At 67.6% G+C, this 21010-nt stretch carries 20 protein-coding genes; 4 read left to right on the top strand and 16 right to left on the bottom strand.

The annotated features are described in order from the left end of the window. Positions 1–25: 25 nt before the first annotated feature. Complete coding sequence (locus tag AC3RXZ_RS12055) at positions 26–1009, bottom strand: LacI family DNA-binding transcriptional regulator (protein WP_491494185.1); 984 nt, start codon at positions 1007–1009, stop codon at positions 26–28. 123 nt (positions 1010–1132) lie between these two features. Between AC3RXZ_RS12055 and AC3RXZ_RS12050 the strand changes: the two genes are divergently transcribed. Beyond that, positions 1133–2263, top strand: coding sequence for a glycoside hydrolase family 172 protein (locus AC3RXZ_RS12050; RefSeq protein ID WP_491494184.1), 1131 nt, complete (start codon positions 1133–1135; stop codon positions 2261–2263). A 10-nt stretch (positions 2264–2273) separates the two neighbouring features. Beyond that, positions 2274–3020 carry an SDR family NAD(P)-dependent oxidoreductase gene (locus AC3RXZ_RS12045; RefSeq protein ID WP_491494183.1) on the top strand — a complete coding sequence of 249 codons (747 nt, stop codon included), beginning with the start codon at positions 2274–2276 and terminating at the stop codon, positions 3018–3020. Between the two features lie 6 nt (positions 3021–3026). Here AC3RXZ_RS12045 and AC3RXZ_RS12040 read toward each other — a convergent pair whose 3' ends face one another. The 7 genes from AC3RXZ_RS12040 to AC3RXZ_RS12010 are packed head-to-tail and all read right to left on the bottom strand — an operon-like array spanning position 3027 to position 9557. After that, entirely contained in the window at positions 3027–4178 is a 1152-nt protein-coding gene (locus tag AC3RXZ_RS12040) for a Gfo/Idh/MocA family protein (RefSeq protein ID WP_491494182.1), read from the bottom strand. Continuing rightward, on the bottom strand, positions 4175–4480 hold the full coding sequence (locus AC3RXZ_RS12035) for an EthD family reductase (protein ID WP_243228236.1): 306 nt from the start codon (positions 4478–4480) through the stop codon (positions 4175–4177). Before AC3RXZ_RS12035 ends, AC3RXZ_RS12040 begins: the two co-directional genes overlap by 4 nt. 24 nt (positions 4481–4504) lie before the next feature. After that, positions 4505–5335: a phosphoenolpyruvate hydrolase family protein gene (locus tag AC3RXZ_RS12030; RefSeq protein WP_243228237.1), complete on the bottom strand. Its 831-nt coding sequence runs from the start codon at positions 5333–5335 to the stop codon at positions 4505–4507. A 4-nt stretch (positions 5336–5339) separates the two neighbouring features. Next, entirely contained in the window at positions 5340–6569 is a 1230-nt protein-coding gene (locus tag AC3RXZ_RS12025; protein ID WP_243228238.1) for a Tm-1-like ATP-binding domain-containing protein, read from the bottom strand. After that, a complete protein-coding gene (locus AC3RXZ_RS12020; protein ID WP_243228239.1) occupies positions 6566–7396 on the bottom strand; it encodes a carbohydrate ABC transporter permease in 831 nt (276 codons plus the stop codon). Before AC3RXZ_RS12020 ends, AC3RXZ_RS12025 begins: the two co-directional genes overlap by 4 nt. Continuing rightward, a complete protein-coding gene (locus AC3RXZ_RS12015) occupies positions 7393–8325 on the bottom strand; it encodes a carbohydrate ABC transporter permease (RefSeq protein ID WP_243228240.1) in 933 nt (310 codons plus the stop codon). The genes AC3RXZ_RS12020 and AC3RXZ_RS12015 overlap by 4 nt, the downstream gene beginning before the upstream one ends. Next, positions 8322–9557: a sugar ABC transporter substrate-binding protein gene (locus AC3RXZ_RS12010; protein WP_491494181.1), complete on the bottom strand. Its 1236-nt coding sequence runs from the start codon at positions 9555–9557 to the stop codon at positions 8322–8324. The genes AC3RXZ_RS12015 and AC3RXZ_RS12010 overlap by 4 nt, the downstream gene beginning before the upstream one ends. Before the next feature lie 220 nt (positions 9558–9777). Between AC3RXZ_RS12010 and AC3RXZ_RS12005 the strand changes: the two genes are divergently transcribed. After that, entirely contained in the window at positions 9778–10965 is a 1188-nt protein-coding gene (locus tag AC3RXZ_RS12005) for an ROK family transcriptional regulator (protein WP_491494180.1), read from the top strand. A gap of 7 nt (positions 10966–10972) precedes the next feature. On the opposite strand, the gene AC3RXZ_RS12000 is transcribed toward AC3RXZ_RS12005, so the two are convergent. The 5 genes from AC3RXZ_RS12000 to AC3RXZ_RS11980 all read right to left on the bottom strand — a co-directional run bounded on the left by AC3RXZ_RS12000 (position 10973) and on the right by AC3RXZ_RS11980 (position 16165). Continuing rightward, complete coding sequence (locus AC3RXZ_RS12000) at positions 10973–11602, bottom strand: DEAD/DEAH box helicase family protein (protein ID WP_491494179.1); 630 nt, start codon at positions 11600–11602, stop codon at positions 10973–10975. Between the two features lie 9 nt (positions 11603–11611). After that, the gene (locus AC3RXZ_RS11995; RefSeq protein WP_243228244.1) at positions 11612–12505 is read right to left on the bottom strand and encodes a carbohydrate ABC transporter permease; all 894 of its coding nucleotides are present in this window, start codon (positions 12503–12505) and stop codon (positions 11612–11614) included. 1 nt (position 12506) lies between these two features. After that, complete coding sequence (locus AC3RXZ_RS11990; RefSeq protein WP_243228245.1) at positions 12507–13430, bottom strand: carbohydrate ABC transporter permease; 924 nt, start codon at positions 13428–13430, stop codon at positions 12507–12509. Between the two features lie 79 nt (positions 13431–13509). Then, positions 13510–14871 (bottom strand): ABC transporter substrate-binding protein, encoded by a 1362-nt coding sequence (locus AC3RXZ_RS11985; protein WP_491494178.1) that lies wholly within the window; start codon positions 14869–14871, stop codon positions 13510–13512. A gap of 142 nt (positions 14872–15013) precedes the next feature. Continuing rightward, positions 15014–16165 carry a glycoside hydrolase family 183 protein gene (locus AC3RXZ_RS11980; RefSeq protein ID WP_491494177.1) on the bottom strand — a complete coding sequence of 384 codons (1152 nt, stop codon included), beginning with the start codon at positions 16163–16165 and terminating at the stop codon, positions 15014–15016. A gap of 61 nt (positions 16166–16226) precedes the next feature. On the opposite strand from AC3RXZ_RS11980, the gene AC3RXZ_RS11975 reads away from it, so the two are divergent. After that, on the top strand, positions 16227–17150 hold the full coding sequence (locus AC3RXZ_RS11975) for a hypothetical protein (RefSeq protein ID WP_491494176.1): 924 nt from the start codon (positions 16227–16229) through the stop codon (positions 17148–17150). A 50-nt stretch (positions 17151–17200) separates the two neighbouring features. On the opposite strand, the gene AC3RXZ_RS11970 is transcribed toward AC3RXZ_RS11975, so the two are convergent. The 3 genes from AC3RXZ_RS11970 to AC3RXZ_RS11960 form a co-directional block, all read right to left on the bottom strand. Then, positions 17201–18709, bottom strand: a complete 1509-nt coding sequence (locus tag AC3RXZ_RS11970) for an exo-alpha-sialidase (RefSeq protein ID WP_491494175.1) — start codon at positions 18707–18709, stop codon at positions 17201–17203. 41 nt (positions 18710–18750) lie between these two features. Beyond that, positions 18751–19617, bottom strand: coding sequence for a dihydrodipicolinate synthase family protein (locus tag AC3RXZ_RS11965; RefSeq protein WP_243228250.1), 867 nt, complete (start codon positions 19615–19617; stop codon positions 18751–18753). 78 nt (positions 19618–19695) lie between these two features. Next, positions 19696–20955 (bottom strand): ABC transporter substrate-binding protein, encoded by a 1260-nt coding sequence (locus tag AC3RXZ_RS11960; protein ID WP_488317482.1) that lies wholly within the window; start codon positions 20953–20955, stop codon positions 19696–19698. Positions 20956–21010: the final 55 nt, after the last annotated feature.

The raw sequence follows: 21010 nt of genomic DNA, 5'->3' as shown, positions 1-21010 counted from the left end.
CGGCTGAGGGGTGCGCCGTGACCGCTCAGCGGACGGCGCTGGCGGCCTGGAGCTCGTTGCGCAGCACCACGGTGCGCGCCGGCTGCTCGTCGCCATGGATGCGCTCCAGCAGCATCTTGGCAGCGGTCACGCCCATGTGCCTGGCCGGGAGCCGCACGACCGTGACCGCGGTGGGGGACAGGGTCGTGAAGGGAAGGGAGCCGATCACCGCGACGCCGAGCTTCGGCGGGGTCAGACCATGCTCGGTGAGCACCTGGATGGCGCCCACGCCGATGAGGTTGTTGCCGGCTACGACCGCATCCGGGGGCTCGGGGAGCGCCAGGAGCTCCTCCATCGCCGCGCGCCCGCCGTCGACGCGGAAGGTGGCGAAGCGCAGGAGCTCGTCGATCGAAGCGTCCGGCTGCGCCGTCGACAGCGCGTCGCGCCATCCCGCCGCCCGTTCCGCGGCCGTGTCGATGTGCTCGGGGCCGCCGATGTAGGCGATGCGACGATATCCGGCCGAGAGCAGCGCCTCGGTCGCCGAGGCACCGGCCGCGCGGTTGGCCATCACGACGCCGTCGATGTCATAGGAGGTGCTGCGGTCGACCGCGACGACGGGTCGCCCTGTCCCGAGGATCTCGTCGAGGCTGCTCTGCTCGGAGGCCGTCGCGATGATGACACCGGACATGTGCTCGGCGATCGCGATCTGCAGATAGGTGGATTCCTTGTCGAGCTGGGCGTCCGAGTTGCACAGGACCACCGAATACCCGGCCTCCGAGGCGACGTCCTCGACGCCCCTCGCCATCTCGGTGAAGTACGGGTTCTCGATGTCGGGGATGATCAGACCGATGACCTCGCTGCTCTGCCGCCGCAGGGTCCGCGCCGTGCGGTTCGGCGTGAACTTCAGCTGCCTCGCCGCCTTGCGCACGGCGTCGGCCTTGGGAGCGGACACGCTCGTGCCGTTGAAGACGCGCGACACCGTCGCCGGGGACACCCCCGCGAGCTGCGCGACATCGTAGATCGTGGCCATCTGCACCTTCCCCCGAACCGGCAGGGACACACTATCGCGATGCCGGCACGGTGGCGAGAGTTTCTGAAATCGATTACATTGATCGGAACGCCTCGACATGACACACAAGGACGTGAATCAGCCATGGCCAACGCCAGCGACCTCTCCTCGGTTTCGGCTCTGCGCACCGTGCAGACGCGATCCATCTCCCCCGAGAACTTCGACGGCTCGCCGGGTGGCGGCGGACGCGCGACCGAGGGGACGGGAGCGTCCTGCGCCCGCGATCTCGGACCGGGGTGGAAGATCTCGCCCAGCGTGGACGTCAAGGCCGGCGAGACCTTCGAGCTCGCGAACATCCCGGGCGCCGGGAAGATCACGCATATCTGGATCACCACGCACACCGACAACTGGCGGACACTGCTGCTGCGCGCATACTGGGACGGGGCCGAGGAGCCGGCCGTCGAAGTGCCGTACGGAGACTTCTTCTGCAACGGCTGGGGCGTGTTCGCCCAGGTCGACTCGCAGGCGATCGCGGCGAACCCGCACGGCGGGTTCAACTCGTACTGGCCGATGCCGTTCCGAGAGGGGGCGCGCCTCACGCTCGAGAACACCTCGGTTGCCGACGTGCGGGTGTACTACCAAGTGACCTACGAGATCGGCGGGGACTACTCGGACCAGGCGTACTTCCACGCGCAGTGGCGGCGATCGAACCCGTTGGAGGATCGCACACCCCACGTCATCCTCGAGGGCATCGAGGGGCAGGGGCAGTACGTCGGCACCTACCTCGCGTGGGGCGTGAACGCGAACGGCTGGTGGGGCGAGGGCGAGATCAAGTTCTATCTGGACGACGACACCGACTACCCCACCATCTGCGGCACGGGCACCGAGGACTACTTCGGCGGCGCCTGGAACTTCGACATCCCCGGACAGGGATACACCGCGTATTCGACGCCCTACCTCGGGATGCCGCAGGTGATCCGCCCTGACGGGTTGTACGTGTCGCAGCAGCGTTTCGGGATGTACCGCTGGCACCTGCTGGATCCGATCCACTTCTCCACCGGCATCCCGAAGGTGGACATCCAGGCACTCGGGTGGCGCAGCGGATGGCGCTACCTGCCGCTGCGCGACGACATCGCCTCCACAGCCATGTTCTATCTCGACCGGCCGACAGCCCGGCGACCGAAGACGCCGAGCGCCGACGACCTGGAGGTGCACCTGGGGACCGCCCCGGTTCCGGACATCGGCGCGACGCCGCCGCGTGCGCCGCAGGAGTGAGGAGACCCGCATGACGTCCGCCAACTATCGCGACCTTGCCGGCAAACTCGTCGTCATCACGGGCGGAGGACGCGGAATCGGCCTGGCGACGGCCCGCCGCTTCCTCGAGCAGGGCTGCCGTGTCGTCGTGCTCGACCTGGATATGACGGATACCGACCTCGACGCCGTCTTCCTCCGGGTCGATGTGACGGATGCCGGGGCCGTGGAGTCCGCGGCATCCGATGTCGCCGCCCGATTCGGCACCCCCGACGTCGTGCTCAACGCGGCGGGGATCGTGCGCTCGGCGAGCGCCGAGGACATGTCCGCCGCCGACTGGCGGCAGGTCGTGGACATCGACCTGTCGGGCACCTTCTTCGTCTGCCAGGCCTTCGGCCGGCGGATGCTGGAGGCCGGCCGCGGCGCCATCGTGAACATCGCCTCGATGAGCGGCACCGTGAGCAACTTCCCGCAGAAGCAGGTGAGCTACAACGCGGCCAAGGCCGGTGTCGTGCACCTGACGAAGACGCTCGCCGGGGAATGGGCCGACCGCGGCGTGCGCGTGAACTCCGTGTCGCCGGGATACATCGCCACGGATCTCACCGCCGCGCTGCTCGAGCGCGAGCCCGAGCTCGGCGTCATCTGGCGCGAGCGGACGCCGATGGGGCGGCTGGGCACGCCGGACGAGGTGGCGTCGGTGATCCTGTTCCTCGCCTCCGACGCCTCCAGCCTCATGACGGGTTCCGACGTGATCGCGGACGGCGGGTACACGGTCTGGTGACGACCGTCACCGTCCTCGCCGCGACTCGTAATCGGGGACGTCGATCGGCTTCCCTCTGTTCATAGCCGACTCATGCGCGCAGATGCCGGGGGCGGTCCATGCCGCGGCGCGGTACACATCGACGGTCGGCGGTCGTTGCTCCAGGATGCTGGTCACGAACTCGTGCACGAGATGGGGATGAGAGCCGCCGTGATGCGCACCCACCGCGACCGGTTCGGGCATCCCCTCGAACTGCACCGTACTCGGCCGCACGAAGCCGCGCAGCGGCACGGGCAGCCGCTCCGTCTCCTCGGGAGCCTCGAACTCGCTCGCCGCGACGCGATTGCCGCGTCCGCCTTCGTCAGGGCTCGTCATGTCGAACACCGTCAGGGGGCCCTCGTTGTCGATGGGCCATTCCACACCGCGATGCTCGCCGTACAGGCTGAACCCCTCGACATAACTGCGCGCCGTCTGGAAGAACGCCATCGTGATGTCCACGAGGACGTCGCTGTCGCGCAGCGTGAACAGGCCGACCTCTGCGGGAAACGGGTTGTCGAACCCGCCGGTGCGCCGATGCTCCGCGAGCGTACCGGCGCCGCGGGCGGAGACCGAGGCGACCGAGGTCTGCTCGAGGGCGAGGATCGGCGCCAGCGCATGCGTGAGGTAGAGCATCGGCGGGTAACCCTGCCAGTAGGAGGGGAAGCCGTCGAGGTTCTGGATGTGGAATCCGCGATAGAGCGTGAGCGCACCGAACTCGCCGCGCCCGATCATGCCCTGCACGGCGAAGTACTCGCGGGCGAAGACCGTGGTCTCCATCATCATGTAGGTGCGGCCAGAGCGCTCCTTCGCCGCGATGATGCGCTCCAGGTCGTCCAGGCTCGTCGCCATCGGCACGGCGCAGCCCACATGCTTGCCGGCACCCAGAGCGGCCACGACCATGTCGGTGTGCAGGAACACCGGCGTGAGGATATGCACGGCGTCCACGTCGGGATCGAGGAGCGCCTCGTCGAGCGAGTCGTATCCCTCGTCGAGTCCGTAGGCGGCCGCCAGGGAACGGCGGCGGTCCGCGGCCGAGTCCACCAGCACGACTCGGCCGACTCCGGGGTGGCTGAGATAGATCGGGACGAAGTCGGAACCGAACCCGAGACCGACCACGGCGACTGTGAGCTGCGTCGTCATGACAGCTCCACCTGCTCTTCGTATCCGGTGAGGAACGCGACCGGGGCGGTCACGAAGTTCTCCAGGTCCTGGTTCGCGGCCTGCCCCTCCGGCGAGGCGAGCATGGCGTCCATGGTGGCCTTGTCCCCGGTGTACAGCTCGGCGATCAGGCAGGCGTCGCTGGCCGGATCGTCGATCCAGACCAGGTTCCAGCCGGCGAGTCCCTGCATCCTCCGCGCCAGGGGGATATGCACCTCGTCGTAGTAGCGACGGAACTCCGCGACGTCGTCGGGGCGGCTGTAGACGATGGTCATGCGGTACATGTGCTGACTCCTTTCGGCCGCTTGTCAGGCCGACAGCGGGATGCGGGTGTACGAACGCATGTGATCGACCATGGCGACCTCGGTGGGCATGCGCTCCATGCTGGACGCCCCCAGGAAGCCCTGGACGCCGGGAACGGTGCGGATGATCTCGGCGGCCTCGTCCGGGCCGTAGATCGGGCCGCCGTGCGCGACCACGATGACGTCGGGGTTCTCGGCCCTGGCGGCGTCGCGCAGGATCGCGATCTTCTCCTTGCACTCGTCCATCGTCAGCGCCGTCTGCGCGCCGATCATTCCGGCCGTCGTCAGGCCCATGTGGGGGACGACGACGTCCGCTCCGGCCGCCGCCATCGCCGCGGCCTCCTCGGGATTGGCCACGTAGCTGGCCGTGAAGAGCTCACGCTCGTGCGCGAGGCGGATCAGCTCGACCTCCTTGTAGAACCCGAGACCGGTCTCCTCGAGATTGGCACGGATGATGCCGTCGAACAGGCAGACCGTCGGATAGTTCTGAACACCGGAGAATCCGGCGGCCTTCACCTGGTCGAGGAACTGCGGCATCAGGCGGAACGGGTCCGTGCCGCAAACGCCCGCGACGACGGGGATCTCAGTCGCGACGGGGAGGACTTCGGCGCCCATTTCCATGACGATCGCGTTGGCGTCGCCGTAGGGCATCAGCCCCGCCATCGAGCTGCGCCCGGCCATCCGGTAGCGGCCCGAGTTGTAGACGACGATGAAGTCGAGTCCCGCCTCCTGCGAGCACTTCGCAGAGAGCCCTGTTCCGGCCCCGCCGCCGATGATCGGGCGGCCCTCCTGGATCTTCTGGCGCATCGAGGCGAGGATCTGTGTACGTGCAGGCATGGCGTCAGCCTTTCTTGTGGGGTGTGCGGATGCCCTGCAGTGCCGAATGCACCGCTGCGGCGAAGGCCGGGGCGTTGATGTCGAGGTCGTGGATGACCACGGGGATGGTGGGCGAGAGAGCGCCCCGCAGGCCGTCGATGAAAGCAGCGTCCGCCACGGGGTCATGAAACGGCGCCCCCTCGACGGCGATCTGCGAGAAGCCCAGGGCGGGGATGTGCACCTCGACCGGCCCCGCGGCGGCGTTCAGGCGCTCCGCCATGGTCCTGCCGAGGACGGCGTTCTCCTCCGCGCTCGTGCGCATCAGCGTCACGGATGGATTGTGCTCGAGCAGCAGGCGATCAGCGAACCACGCCGGCACTGTGCCGCGCGCGCCGAAGTTTGCCATGTCCATGGCGCCGGGGCTCACGATCTGCGGGATGCCGACGAGCGCGGCTGCCGTGAGCCGATCAGGTCCCGCCGAGCAGACGCCGCCGAGCAGCTCGTCGGCGAGCTCGGTGGTGGTGAGGTCGGCGACGGCGTCGAAGGCCCCGGCGCGGATCAGCGCCTCGAAGCTGCGGCCGCCAGTGCCGGTGGCATGGAACACCTGCACTTCGGCGCCGTCCGCTTCGAGCTTCTCCTGCACAGCGTTGACGCAGCCGGTCGTGACGCCGAACATCGTGGCGCCGATCACGGGGATTCGGCCGTCGCGCGGCGGCACGGGGACTGCCTGCAGGATGCCGATGAGCGCGTCCGCCGCACGTGCCAGGACCGGGATGCTCACGGAGTTGAGACCGGCGATGTCGACGACGGGGTACATCATCATCAGATCCGAGGTACCGACGTACGGACGCGTGTCACCGGCGACGATCGTCGACACCAGGAGCTTAGGCACTCCGATCGGCAGGGCGCCGGCGACGCGACTCATCACGAAGCCGGCGTTCGACCCGCCGATCGCGAGCACCGCGGAGACCAGGCCCCGCGCGTGGCGATCGGAGACGATCCGAGCGGCGCCGGCAGCCATCACTTGCATGGCGTGGTTGCGATCCGGGCGATCCTGCAGGTCGCCAAGCAGCTCCCCGCCGGCATCCGCGACCGCGGTTCTGTCGACCTCCGCCTCGAGCTGCGGGCGATCGAGCACCCCAGTGTCCACGAGGATGACCGGCAGCCCTGCCGCTCGCAGGCGGTCGCGCAGGAAACCGTACTCGACGCCCTTCGTGTCCAGCGCGCCGACGAGGTGGACGGCGGGGGCGGTCATTTCACTGCCCCGAGCGTCAGGCCGTTGATCAACTGCTTCTGCGAGACGATGAACACGATCAGCAGCGGCAGGGACGTGATCACGGCCAATGCCATCAGGCTGTTCCAATTGGCGGCGTAGGTGGTGTTCTGCGACGCGAGCAGACCGCTCACCGGCAGGACAGTGCCCTGCGGAAGGAAATTGATCGCGTAGACGAACTCTCCCCATGCCCCGATGAACACCACGCTCATCAGCGTGAAGATGCCGTTGCCCATCATCGGCACCGTGATCGACCGGAAGGTGCGCCACGTGCCGGCGCCGTCGATCTCGGCCGCCTCGTAGATGGCACGCGGGACGGACTGCGCGAACGGGCGCAGAATCATGATCGCGAACGGCAGCATCATCGCGATGTCGGCGAGGATGAGTCCGCCGAGGGATCCCAGCAGTCCCCAGTTCGCCAGGACGCTGTACAGCGGGATCACCGTCATCGGCTGCGGGATCATCTGCAGGATCAACAGCACGGCCAGGACGATCGCGATCGTGCGCGCCACCCAGATGTTCGCGCGCTTCGCGAGGGCGTACGCGGCGGGAACGGCCAGGATGACCACGGCCGCCGTGACCAGGACCGCGATCTGCACGGACGTCACGATGGCGCCCAGGCTCGTCGAGAACAGCTCCGTGTACGCGTCGAACGTCGGGATGAACAGCAGCCCGTTCGGGTCCTGCAGGATGGCCGCGTTGTCCTTCAGGGACGTCAGGACGATCCAGAGCAAAGGGATCAGGTAGAGCAGGATGAGCACGACTTTGAGGATGGCGAAGCTCACACGCTGGGTCCGGCTGATGATCATTCGTCTTCCTCCTTTTGGATTCCGCGGACGTAGGGGACGGCGAAGGCCACAACGATGATCATCGACAGCACGGCGACGGTCGCGCCCGTGCTCATGTCGAAGGCGCTGAACGCCTGCAGGTAGGCCATGACCGGCAGGGTGTTGGTGGCGGTGCCCGGGCCGCCGGATGTCATGACGTAGAAGAAGTCGAAGGTCTTGAAGGAGTTGATCAGGGTGAGGATCCCAAGGATCCACATCGTGGGGCGCAGCAACGGCATGACGATGCGTGCCTGCGTGCGCCAGAAGCCCGCGCCGTCGATCGCGGCGGCTTCGAGGACGTCGGCCGAGATGGCGAGCAGTCCGCCGCGCAGGATCAGCGCGGAGAACGGCAGGGCGGACCAGGCGATCACCCCCGCGACCGACCACAGGGCGAGCGTCGGCGAGCTGAGCCACGGCACGGCGCCGAGCCCGAGCGCCCCCAGGACCGCGTTGACGGAGCCGGAGTCGTCCAGCATGAACTTCCAGACGCTGCCGCTGACCAGGGCGGGCAGCGCCCAGACGAAGACCATGATGCTGAGGGTTATGGCGGTCAGCCGACCGGATGAGGCCAGGATCGTCGCCGCGATGAACCCGAGCAGCAGGTTCGAGACCAGAAGGATCGCGCTCAGCAGGAGGGTGCGCCACAGGGCGTCCCAGAAGGAGGGGTCCTGCAGCGTTGCCGCGAAGTTCGCGCCGCCCACCCAGTCCCACTCCCCGATGATGTTGCTGGGCCCGACGTCGCTGAACGACATCCGGAACAGCACGACCATCGGGTAGAGCGCGAGGGCGACGAGCAGGACGGCCGCGGGGAGCCCGAACCCGAGCGCCCCGAACCGTCCACGCGATCGTCCGTGGTAGCCACGGCGGCCCTGCTGACCCAGGACCACCGCCGCAGTCGTGTCACCGCTCATGAGCAGGTGCCACCACCCTTCTCCATCGCGGCCGAGATGTCGTCGATCGCGGCATCCGTCGCCTCGGCGGCCGTGCTCTGACCCGAGATCACCGAGCTGACCGCCGTACCGAGCGCCTTCTGCATCGCGGAGGTCTCGGGGTTGTTGGGCCAGTTCGCGGTCGCCTGCGCCGCGGTGACGAACGGCTGCACGAACGGGTCCGCGGTGACGGCCTCGGACCCGGCAGCGCCCGAGTTCAGCGGGATGGAGCCGGCGAACTCGAAGACGCTCTCGCCGCCCTGCTGCGACATGATCATCTGCTCGACGAACTCCCAAGCCAGATCGGGATTCTTGCTCTTCGATCCGATGGCGAATCCCTCGCCGCCCGGAAACACCTGGCTGACGCCGCCCTCGGGAGCCGGGAACTGGGTGGTGCCGTACTCGAACGCGGCATCCTTGACGTTGCCGAGCTGCCAGTTGCCATTCAGCCCGAACGCGTACTTGCCTGTCATGAACTGCTGCCACGAGGCGTTCTGGTCCCAGGTCGCCGCCGCCTGCGGAAGCAGGCCCTCCTCACGCCACTGGGCCACGCGGTCGAAGGCGCCGCCGACGATGTCGGCGTTGTCGGCAAGGTTGCAGTAGTCCACGCCGAGACCGAGGAACTGCGGAGCGAACAGCCACGCGCCTTCGACCGATGCCGCACCCGAGAGCGCCACCCCCTGGTACTCGCCGCCTGCTGCCACCGTCTCCATTGCTGCGGTGAGTTCGTCGAGCGTCTCGGGGACGGCGATCCCGTACTCGTCGAGGATGTCCTTGTTGTAGTACATCCCGAGCAGGTTGGTGTACGACATGAGGTTGTAGACCTTGTCGTCACTGCGCCAGGCGGCGTTGTCCGGGAACTCGGATGCCGCGTCGAAGTCGTCCCAGTAATCCGTGAGGTCGAGCATCACGCCGCCTGCCACGAGCGTGGGGAAGTCGACGACGATGTTGTTGATGAACAGGTCCGGCGTCGAGCCGGTGGCGACGCTGGCGAGCAGCTTCTGATCGTGCTGACTGCCGACGGTCTGGACGAGGTTGACGGTCACGCCGGGATGCTCATCTTCGAAAGTGGCCGCCTGCTCCTTGAGCCAGTCGAGCTGGGTACCGCTGTAGTAGTTCCAGAAGGTCAACGTGGTCTCGCCGCCACCGCCGCCCTCTTGGATCGCGCAACCGCTGGCGACGACGGCCAGGCCGGCGATCGCGGCGACTGCCACGGTTCGAGTGAGTCTGCGTGAGGAAAACATGATGCCCCCTTGCATCGGGATGTGACCGTTACGTCGGGCCGGATCGCCCGCGATCAGGCTATGTCACATTATGTTGATCGTCAACATATTTATGTTGGGCAACTTCGTTAAGCTGGGAGCTCATCGTCTTCGTGCTGTGAGTACGATCGGGACACCGAAGGGATGGACAACGATGACGAAGGGTCGACCGGTGCGCCCGTCTGCCACAGCTGCGCAAGTCGACGGCACGGGCCAGGTCCTGTCGATGATCCGCCAGGGGACGCAGACCGTCTCCCAACTCGCGCAGGCCATGGACGTCGCTCGGTCCACCATCATTCAGAGGCTCGAGTATCTGGAGCAGTGGGGTCTGATCCGGCGGATCGAGCCCCTGCCCGGTCAGCGCGGCCGCCCCGCCGCGACGAGCGCTTTCGACCCCTCGGGCGGCGTAGTCCTCGCCGCACAGATCGGTGCGACCGGGTTCCGTGCAGCGCTCACATCGCTGGACGGAACCGTTCTGCGCGAACAGTTCGTCGAGACCGGAGTCGCTTTGGGCTCGCGGCGGGTTCAGGACGCGCTCATGCTGTCGTTCCTCGCTCTTCTCGAGGACCACGGAGCTTCGGCGGACGACCTGGCAGGGATCGGACTCGGCATGCCGAGCGATCTCGACCTCTCCGGAATGACGGATCGCGAATCCAGAGAGCCGTGGGATGCCGAGCACCTGAAGGAGGTCCTTCAGCGCCGATTCGGGGTACGGGTCTTCCTCGAGCTGGACGTGAACATGCTGGGGATCGCCGAGCACCGACTCTCCTGGCCCGATGCCGAAGTGCTCGTGTGCCTGAAGCTCGGCACCTTGATCAACGCGTCGATCGTCGTGAACGGTGAGCCCGTGCGGGGCGCGAAGGGCCTTGCCGGGGAACTCGGCCATATGAAGGTCGACGGCTCCGTACAGCCGTGCAGTTGCGGTCGTATCGGGTGCCTGGATTCGGTCGCGAGCGGCCAGGCGCTGGTCCGCGATCTGCGGGCCGCCGGACGAACTGTCGAACATGTGCGGGACGTGATCCGACTGGCCGACGACGGCGACCCTGACGCGGTTCATGCGCTGCGCAGTGCAGGAATGCGCATCGGTCAGACGCTCGCTTCGGTGGTGAACCTGCTCAACCCGACGGCGATCACCGCCTGGGGGTATCTGGCGGAGAGTGCCGTGCTGTTCGCCGGGATCCGCGAAGGCCTGCACGCCAATGCCCTCCCGGCGTCCGCACAGGACCTCGTGCTCGTGGGGACGTCGCTCGGGTCGCTCGCAGGCTCCCGCGGCGCCGCCCTCCGCGTCATCGACGAGGTCCTCTCCCCCGAGGAGATCGATCGCGCGATCGTACGACGAGGATGGTCTCCCCCCGTCTGAGCACGGCTCACGAAGGATGGCCAGCCCGTCCGCGACGATCGATCGCGCGAGCCGCACCGACGAGCGCGTCGCGTGCCCAGATCTCCACTCGGTTCGCGACCTCTTCGGCGCCGAGCGCATCCGTGTCGAGGATCGTCACCGGCCAGCGCTCGTCTCCGGCCTCCCATCCCTCCCACCGCTCCCACACCATCGGCACGGCGCTCGGCACGCGGATGACCTCCGGCAGGTGGGCCGGATCCGCCGCGTGCGCCGCGAACCACGCTCCGAACCGCAGATGGTGGACGAGCCCTTCTGCATCCTCGCCTCGGGCGATCAGACGCGACCGCTGCGTCTCCGCCGATGCGGTGAGCACGCACACGGCGATGCCGTCGAGGAGCGGCGCGGACGGCGCCGCCAGCAGCTCACCCGGAGGCACCTGACCGCACAGCAGCACGTGCTTCCCTTCGGCCTGTGCATCGATCGCGACCCGCACCCAGTGCTCGACCGCACCGTGCCGCCAGGACGTGTCCGCGTCGGCCGGAACGCCGATCGAATCGAACTCGACGGCCACGACCGGCGCGCCGAAGTCGCGTTCCCGCAGCGCGGCGAGCACGGTGGACTTCCCCACGCCGCTCGCGCCGCTCACGGACAGCAGCATCCGAACCTCCTACTTCAGCCCCGCCATCTTGATGTTGCCGATGATCTGCCGCTGGAAGATCAGGAACAGGATGATCACCGGAGCCGCGGCGAGCACGGACCCGGCCATGAGGAGCCCCAGCTCGGTGCTGCGTTCCGAGCGGAACGTCGCCAGGTACTGCTGCACGACGAAGCGCTCGGGTGTCGTGATCGTCATGATCGGCCACACGTACGAGTTCCAGTAGGCCAGGAACGCCGTGATCCCCATCACCACGAAGGGCGGCTTGGACAGCGGCAGGAAGATCCGGAAGAAGATCTGCACCCGCCCGCAGCCGTCGAGCATGGCGGCCTCCTCGAGGCTCGCCGGGATGTTCAGATAGAACTGGCGGATGAAGAACACGGTGGCCGCGCTCGCGGCCCCGGGGATCACGAGCACGGCGAGCGTGTCGAGCATCGACAGCCGTGTGACGACGATGAAGCTGGTGAGCAGGATCGTCATCCCGGGGATGAACATGGTCGTGATGACCGCGACCCACAGCGTTCTCTTGAACCGGAAGTCGAGGCGGGCGAACGCGTAGGCGGCCAGCGAGTTCACCGTCAGGCTCAGCAGCGTGAACAGGATCGCTCCGAGGAACGTCCACCCCATCGTCAGCGTGAACGTGGGATCGGCGAGGATCTGGACGTAGTTCTCCCACAGCCACACTTCGGGGAAGAACTGGAACGGCGTCTGGATGACCTCGGTCTTCGATTTGAAGCCGGCGATCACCATCCAGGCGAGCGGGAAGAGCGCCGCCACGATGAACACCGCTCCGGCGATGAGCTTGGCGACCAGTGTGAGCCAGGACCCCGGCGTGCGCGGCATCCGGTCGCGTCGGGGTTCGCGTCCTTCGAGGACGATGCGCGTGGTCTCCTGCATGACGGCCATGTCAGTCCACCAGCCTTTCGGAGTTGACGAACTTGAACACGATGGCGGACACGGTCCCCAGCACGACGAACATCACCAGTGCGGCGGCGATCGAGTACCCGACGTTGATGTCGTTGCGGAAGTGGTTGAAGATGAACAGGTTCGGCAGGGTGGTGGAGTCCAACGGACCGCCGCTCGTCATCACCAGCGGCAGCTCGAACTGCTGGATGGCGGCCACGAAGCCGGTGATCAGCAGGTAGAGGAGGATGTTCTTCATCTGCGGCAGCGTGATGTAGGCCGTCTTCTGCCACCAGTTCGCGCCCTCCATCGCGGCGGCCTCGTAGAACTCCTGCGGGATGTCGACCATGGCGGCGACCATGATCAGCGAGGTGAGCCCCATCCCCAACCAGATGGCGGGGATCGCGATCGCCAGCAGAGCCCAGGCCGGGTCGCCGATCCACGCGATCGGATCGATCCCGAATCGGCCGAGCAGCCAGTTGAGCAGGCCTCCGGAGTAGTCGTAGATCAGGACGAAGATGATCGAGGTGATGACCGTGGAGATGATCGTCGGGACGTAGATGCTCACCTTCAGGATGCTGGCGAATCGCCGCGAGACGCTGACCACGAGACTCGCGAAGAGGAACGCGAGCACGAGCATCGGCGGGACCGTCATCGCGACGAACACGAATCCGCGGCCGACCGACGCCCAGAACAGGCGGTCGCTCAGGACGTCCGTGAAGTTCTTCCATCCCACGAACTCCGGCTCCTTGTAGAAGCTCCAGTCCTGGAAGGAGAGGAATCCGGCGTAGATCGCCGGCCAGATGACGAAGATCCCGAGCAGGACGATCACGGGGAGCAGGAAGAGGTACGCGACCTTCCCGTCCCGGTACCTGTAGGCGTCCTGACGCTTCTTGATCGCCCTGCGATCGACTGCTGCTGTGGCCATGTCCAACCGTTCTCTCGTGGCCGAGGGCGCTCACCCGTGCGGAGACCGACGCTCGGCCGGTCTCCGCACGGGTGCGACCTCAGTTGGCGGGCGCCTTGTCCGGAAGGCCGTCGCGCTCGATGACGGTCTGGATCGCGGACTGCGCGGTCGCGATCGCGTCGTCCACCGAGGCGGAGCCCTTCATGACGGATTCCATGGCGGTGCCGACCGCGAGGGAGACGTCCCACGGGTAGGTCGGCTCGGGGATGGCGTCCGGCGCGATCTCGTCGACGATGATGCTCGACCACGGTGCGTCGGCGGCCTCGTCGCTCTCGGCGACGGCGTCCTGCACGGACTGACGCACGGGCACCTTGGTGAACTGCGTGTCGACGAAGAACGGCACGAGGTTCTCCGGGTCTCCCGCGATCGCCCACTCCAGGAAGGCGCCGGCGGCCTCGGCCTTCGAGCTCTTCGCGTCGATGACCCACTTGAAGTTGCCGAGCGTGGTCGCGGTGCGCTCGCCGCCCGAGGCATCCGGGAACGCCCCGATGCCGGTCTTGGCGAGCACGTCGGGGAAGTCGGAGCCGAGTTCGGACATCATCCAGGAGCCGGACACCTTGAACGCCGCCTTCTCCTCGCCGAAGTCCTTGCCCTCGACGTACGCGGCGAGGGCCTGCTTGGGCATGTAGCCCTCGTCCCAGAGGTTCTTGTAGCTGGCCATCAGCTCGCGGTAGCCGTCATCGTCGATGTTCGGCGCGGTCCAGTCGTCGGTGAGCGCCGTGTGCCCGGCGAAGTTGTACTGCTGGCCGACGGTCGACCATGCGAAGGTCGCGGCGTCCTGGGCGGGCGAGATGCAGTACTGGCCGTCGGCGAGCGTCGGCTGGATCTTCTCGCAGGCCGCCAGCAGGTCGTCCCACGTCTCGGGACCCTTCTCGGAGTCGACTCCCGCGGCATCCAGCATGTCCTTGTTCCAGAACAGGACGGCCTGGGGCTCGAGCAGCAGCGGATACGCGTAGAAGGTGCCGTCGATCTCGGACACCGGCTTCGCGGCGTCGATGATCTCACCGAGAGCCTCCTCCGACACCACCGAATCCAGGTCGTGCAGCTGACCGGCGTTGACGGCATCCTGGATGCTTCCGGGGTGCGTGTAGATGTCCGGAGCCTTGCCCGCAGCCTGGGCCGCCTTCATCTTCTGGTCCCAGGCGTCCGCCGGCACCTCGGTGTCGACGACCTTCACCTCGTCCTGGGACTCGTTGAACTGCTTGACGATGTTCTCGTACCACTCGTTCTCGACGGGGGTGAAGGTGCGATGCCAGAACTGGATCGTCGTGACGCCCTCCTCCTCTCCCCCGTCCGCGGACTCGCCCGGCGTGCTGGAGCCGCAACCGGCCAGCAGCGCCACGGCGGACACCGCCCCCAGAGTGGTGATGACGAACCGGCGAGTGCGTGTCGTTCTCAACATGGGTTCCTCCTCAGGAACTCGACTCGTCCTCGAGTCGTTTGCTGTGTTCGGCGGTAGCCGAGGGTGACGGCCGCGCACACATCGATCAGCGGCGACCGGGTAGCGTCAGAGTAAGCGAAATCGATTTCAAGCGCAACACCCTTCATGGCATGCGATCGAGCTCCGCGGAGAACCAGAACACGTTGTACGGTCCCCACAGCGACAGCGTGAAGTGGATCGTCCGACCGTCGTCGCTGACGTATCTCGGATTCAGGTACGGCGAGTACAACCCCGGATAGTCGTCCCGCGAGACGAGCTCGATCGGCTCACCCCAGGGCCCCCAGGGCGTGGCACCCTCGCGGATGTACGCCGAGCCGGCATCCGAGTAGGTCATGATCCACCGCTCGAGATACGTCGACCACATCACGGAGTGCTCGCCGATCGTCCCTTCGACCACCTGCTGCGCGTCGGCGAGCTCGGACGACCACCGCGGCGCCTGCCTGTCTAGTCCGGCGAAGTACTCGTAGGCGCCGGGATCCTCGACGTCGGCCTCGACCGCCGGAACCCTCATCAGGCTCACTCCTCCGAACCGGCCCGCCGGTATCGCCCAGATGTAGACATAGTCCCGACCTCCGTCGCGCACGGCGACGGCCGAGAACTGGATGAAGCCGGAGTCCCCCGACCACTGCACGTCCGGCACCGGAGACCAGGAGACGCCGCCGTCCCGCGAGACGATCAGCGCCGAGTGATTGGTCTCCCAGGCGCCGGGCTCTCCCCAGTGCCTGACGGACATGTAGGCGACGTAGATGCTGTCGCCTACCGCGAAGCCGTGGGTCGGGATCTTCGTGACCTCGCCGCCGGCGCCGTTCGCGTCGTGGTCACCCTCGACGAGCGCTGCGGCCAGACCCAGCTCGTCCTCGACCCAGCCGTCGAACGTGATCCCGTCCGTCGGGTCCTCGTCGGTGGACCAGGCCGCGACGTTCGATCTCCAGAACCCACCCTGCCCTCCGATCGACTCCGGATCGCGTTCACCGAACGTGTCGCCGAACAGGAACAGGGTCCGGTCGCCGACGTTGACCATCGACCCGAGGTCCGTTCCGGCGACCGACACGGCGGCGGTGTCGTTGATCGCATCGGGCCCGGTCAGCTGAGCGATCTCGGTCACGTCCGAGACACCGGCGAGCCGGAACGGCTTGTCCCGGTCCGGGTCGACCGTCACGACGCCGTCGCCTGTGCAGGCCGTCATGGCGAGCAGCAGGACGGCGGATGCTGAGACGCCGGCGGCCCGGCGCATGCGGCGGTTTGCGGGGCGCATGATCCTCCTCGATCAGGCGCCACTCTAGCGAAATCGATTTCATAAAGCTACGGTGTCGGACATGCGAACACAATGGCTGCGCCCTGCCGACACCGGTCCTTCGATCCCCCGCTGGGGTCACCGGGACGGGCTGCAGATCGGGCTCCCGCCCCTTCCGGGCCCTCGTGGTCTGCTGCGCGTGTACACCCCGTATCTCGGACACCCGCCGGACCGACTGGTGAACTTCATCGCGATCGAGCCGATCGTCTCGGGATCGACGACGCGCGGCTACTCGGAGCTCGAGCCGAGCTCGCTCGACCCGGGTGAGCGCGGCAAGCGGCTGTGGGCGATGGATGCCCCGGGCGCCGGGGAACACAGGGACGCTGGCGAGCCTCGGGGCGTCGTGGCGGAGATCGACGGGATCGAGACCCTCACGGTCTGGATCGGCGTCGAGCGGTTCGACGACGGCGCCGAGGTGGAGGTGCGCGTGAGGTTCCGGGCCGATCGGCCGCACGAGGTGGAGGTGGCGGGATTCGCGACGGCCGACTCCGCGCCGCTCAGCCACCTGGTCCTCACCGCCACGATGGGCAACTGGGCGAGGCTGCGGGTGCTGGAGCTCGGCGACCGGTCCGTCTCGACCGCCGACCTGTGGCCGGGCTTCTCGGGAACAGGCTTCGCCGCGCATGCGCGGTTCCCGCTGTCCGAACTGCAACGAGACGGATCGGCCGCGGTCGTCAGCGCAGTGGGCGACGAAGAGGATCCCTGGTCGGTCACGTACGCGCCGGACACCGCCGAGCACTGGCATCTCGTCGGGCAGCTGGCGCGGCAGACATGGATCGTGGACGACCCGCATCCCGATCTCGAGGTCCTCGTCAACGCCCGTTGGTCGTACTGGGCCAGCTCCTCGCCGATTCCCGGCGGCCCCGCCTACGAGAACTTCGAGATCTTCGAACCGTTCCGACCCGGCGCCGCCTACCGGTTCCGGGTGGAGGGGTTGGGCGGGTGAGAGGTGCGGGGCCCGGCCCGGCTCGGCCGCCGGGCCGGGCCCCCGTTGCCTCAGTCGCGCTTTCCGGTGACGGTCACCCACGGCGACCAGGGCGAGGTCTCACCCTCGCCGAACGCGTTCACGGCGGTCACCGCGACCCGGTAGCGACCGGGCCGCAATCCGGTGAGGACGGCGTCGACGTCGTCACCGGAGACGGTGGTCGTGACGATGACACCCGACCGCGATTCGGCTTCGACCACGTAACGGGTGATCAGGGAGTCCCCGGCGCCCGGTGACGACCACTGCACCGCGATCTCGCGCCCGCCGCCCGTGGCATCGGGCCGCTCGATCTGCGCGGGGACCTCGCGCAGCGAGATGTCGCCCAACGGCACCCGGGTGTACTCCACGTCCTCCTTGTTGGTGCCGTAGGACACGTACAGGTGCTCGCCCCAGACGAAGCTCTTCTGATAGCTGTAGCCGAGGTTCTTGGACTTGCCGGTGTACCGCAGGGGCTGCAGATCCGCCGAGTCCCTGAGCACGACGCCCTCGGTGAAGGTCTCGCCGTCGGCGCTCAGCACGAGCACGAGCGGGTGCCGGGTCTTGGTCCCCGTGAGGCTGCCGGCGAGATACGCGGTGCCGTCCGGGAGGTTGCCGGCGCTCTGCTTCGTGCGCGAATCGGGAATGTTCGTGACCACGGACTCCGACCAGGTCTCGCCGTCGTCCTCGCTGACGGCCGCCAACTTGAACATGCTGCTGCCGCCCTGATCGCGGAACGTCATCACGACGTCGCCGTCCTCCTGCGTGTACCAGCTGGGTTCGAGCTCTCGCGACATCTCGTCCGGCAGATAGGGCTGGTTCTCGAACTCACCCTGCGTCCACCCGCTGACGCCGAGCGGATCGTCGGTGTAGTACGGCTTCACCTGCAAGCCGGGCTGCACGTGGAACGCCGTGAGGATGCGCCCGGAGTCGAGGGCCTTCACGTCCTGCTCGATGATGCCGAGCACCGGCTGCCCCTGGGTATCCGTGACGGGGGCAGGATCGCTCCAGGTGACGCCGTCCGTGCTGGACACGTACAACGTGTACCCGCCGCGGGGAGACAGCGCGGACGGCCAGACGTTGAGATACGCGATGAGCGTCTCGCCATCGGTCCACCAGCCTCCGTTCGACGTGTAGCCGTCGGTGCGCGGCGCGGTCAGGTCGATCGGATCGGACCAGTTCTCGCCGTGCTCATCACTCACGCTGTAGCGCACGATCGTCTCGGGCGCGTCCTCGTCGCGTTCGGAACTCTGCCACTGCGCGTAGAGCCGCCCTTGGAACGAGGTCAGAACGGTTCCGTGGTTGAACTTCAGATCATCGTCGCCGGGCGAGAAGATCGTGACGGTCTCGGCGTTCTCGGCCTGGGGCAGCCCCAGGGCGTTGAGATCGGCCGTGTCGATGAGGCCGTCGGCCACGGCGACGGGCGGGCTCTCGACATCGGCGACGGCCGGGCCCCCTGCGAGGGCGGCTGTCAGCGCGGCGGCCGAGAGCAGTGCCCCGCCGGCGAGGATCCGCCGGCGGAACGAGACGGGTGAGGGCGACATTGCTACTCCTTCATCTCGCGGCATCCGATCGGATGCCGCTTCTAGTGGAAACGCGGGACCGCGCGCTCGAGTCGCGCGAGTTCCGCTGCGTCCGGTTCGGGGATCGGCATGCGCCGACCGCCGACGGGACGCCCGGCGAGGCGATGGACGGCGCGCATCCGCGCGGGGGATCCGTCCACGGCCTCGACGACTTCGTCGATGTCCTTCTGCAGTTCGTCGACGCGACCGGCGTCGGCGTCGATCAGCGCTCGACGCATCGCGACGAACGGTCGCGCGAACGCCGACGCGACGCCGGAGATGACCCCGTCCGCTCCCGCCAGCCCTGCCCTCGCGAAGTCCCCGTCCGAGCCGGTGTAGATCCGGAAGCCTTCGGGGAGGCGCGCGCGGAATGAGGAGATGAGATCGAGAGATTCGCCGCTCACCTTCACGCCGACGACTCCCGGCAGCCCCGCGAGCCGCACGATGAGCTCCTCGTCGACGGGAATGCCCGTCCGCGCCTCGAACATGTACACGTAGACATCGAATCCCGCGGCTTCCGCGACCGCTTCCCGGAAGAAGTCGTAGACCTCATCCGGAGGTGCGGGGAGATAGTACGGCGTGAGGATCGCGATCTCCTTCGCGCCGGCACCCCGAGCGCCCGCGATCAGCTGCGACACCTCGAACCGGCTCGCAGCCCCGACGTGCACGATCACCCGCATACTGGTGAGGCTTTCCAGGGAGAGTCTCGTGATGGCATTGCGCTCGTCGATCGACAGCGCGGGGAACTCCCCCGTGGTGCCGAGGATCAGCGCACCCTGGACGCCGGAGGCGGCGACGTAGGCGAGAATCTCCCGGCATCCGTCGAGGTCGAGCGCTCCATGATCGTCGAAGGCGAGCGGGACGGCGGTGATGATGTCGTGCGTGGGCATGCGTATGCGGTCTTTCCGGAAGTCGTGCGGGAGGGGCGGCTCCGGGACGCCAGCGTCGGCATCCCGGAGCCGGATGGGTCAGCCGGAGAAGGCCGTGTCCATCGAGGCCAGGACGTCATCGACGCCCGCTTGGCCGGAGAACAACTGCTGCACGCCGACGAACAGCGCGGACTGCGCCTTCGCGTTCGGCCAGCCCTGATCGGGCATGGGCGCGGTCAGCCCTTCCGCGATGACGTCCGCCGCGGTCTGCATCACGGGGTCGAGCTCGACCTCCGCCGACGTGAGCGCCGGGATCCCCGGGGCGGCCTCGAACCAGATGCCGGTCGCCTCGGGCGTGGCCAGCCAGTCGACGAAGTCGAGCGCGTTCACCATGTTCTTCGCGCTCTCGTTGACAGCGAAGCTCACGCCGATGCCACGCGGGACCGAGGTCTCACCCGAATCGTCGCCGGGCAGGGGGAAGAACCCGAACTCGGTTCCCTCGGGCGCCGTGGAGGCGATCTGCGGGTAGGACGCGAGGACCTGGACGACACCGACCGCCTCGCCGCTGTTCACGAGGTTGTAGGACGCGGTGACGTCGGTGCCGAGCGGATCGTCGTTGAAGCACCCCGCCTCGTTCATCTCGAGGTACTTGTCGAAGGCGTCGGCCCAGCCCGAGCCCTCGAACGTCGCCGAGCCGTCGGCGAGCTGCGCATCGAAATCGGGGTCGTCCGCGTACACGGTGGACGCGACCAGCGCGTAGGGGATGAGCTGCGTGACCCAGTCGGTCTGGATGCCGAGCGCGAAGGCGACCTTTCCGGCGTCCTTCACATCCGCGCAGTACGCGAGCAGGTCGCTGTAGGTCGTCGGGACCTCCAGTCCCAGCTCGCTGAGCGTGGCCGTGTTGTAGATCGTGCCGACCGCGTCGAGCTTCGACGGCAGCCCATAGGTCTTGCCGTCGATCTGCAGGGTCTCGGCGGTACCGGGATCCACGGTGTCGACCCACTCCCGATCAGAGAGGTCCGCGAGATAGCCCGCCCCCTGCAGGACGTCGATGGCGCCGGGATTCCCGCCGCCGGCCCAGACCGTGAACACGTCGGGGCCGGTGCCGCTCGACAGCTGGGTGCGGATGGTCGTCTGGAACTGCGAGGTGTCGGCGACGGTCAGGTTGACGTCGAGGCCGGTCTTCTCCTCGTAGGCTGCGACGACGGCCTCCATCGGGCCCTGGTTGTTCGACGTGGTCGCGATCGTGAGCGAATCCGTGGGTTCCGTGGACGACGTCGGCTCCGACGACGAGCACGCCGACAGGCTGAGGCCCGCGACGGCGACACCGGCGACGACGGCGATGTAACGCGATTTCATGGTGGCTAGACTCCAATGCAGGAAGGGGGCGCGAGCCCCCGGGTACAGGTGTTCG

This window comes from Microbacterium cucumeris (assembly GCF_058349845.2).
This window is presented reverse-complemented; position numbering and strand designations above follow the sequence as displayed.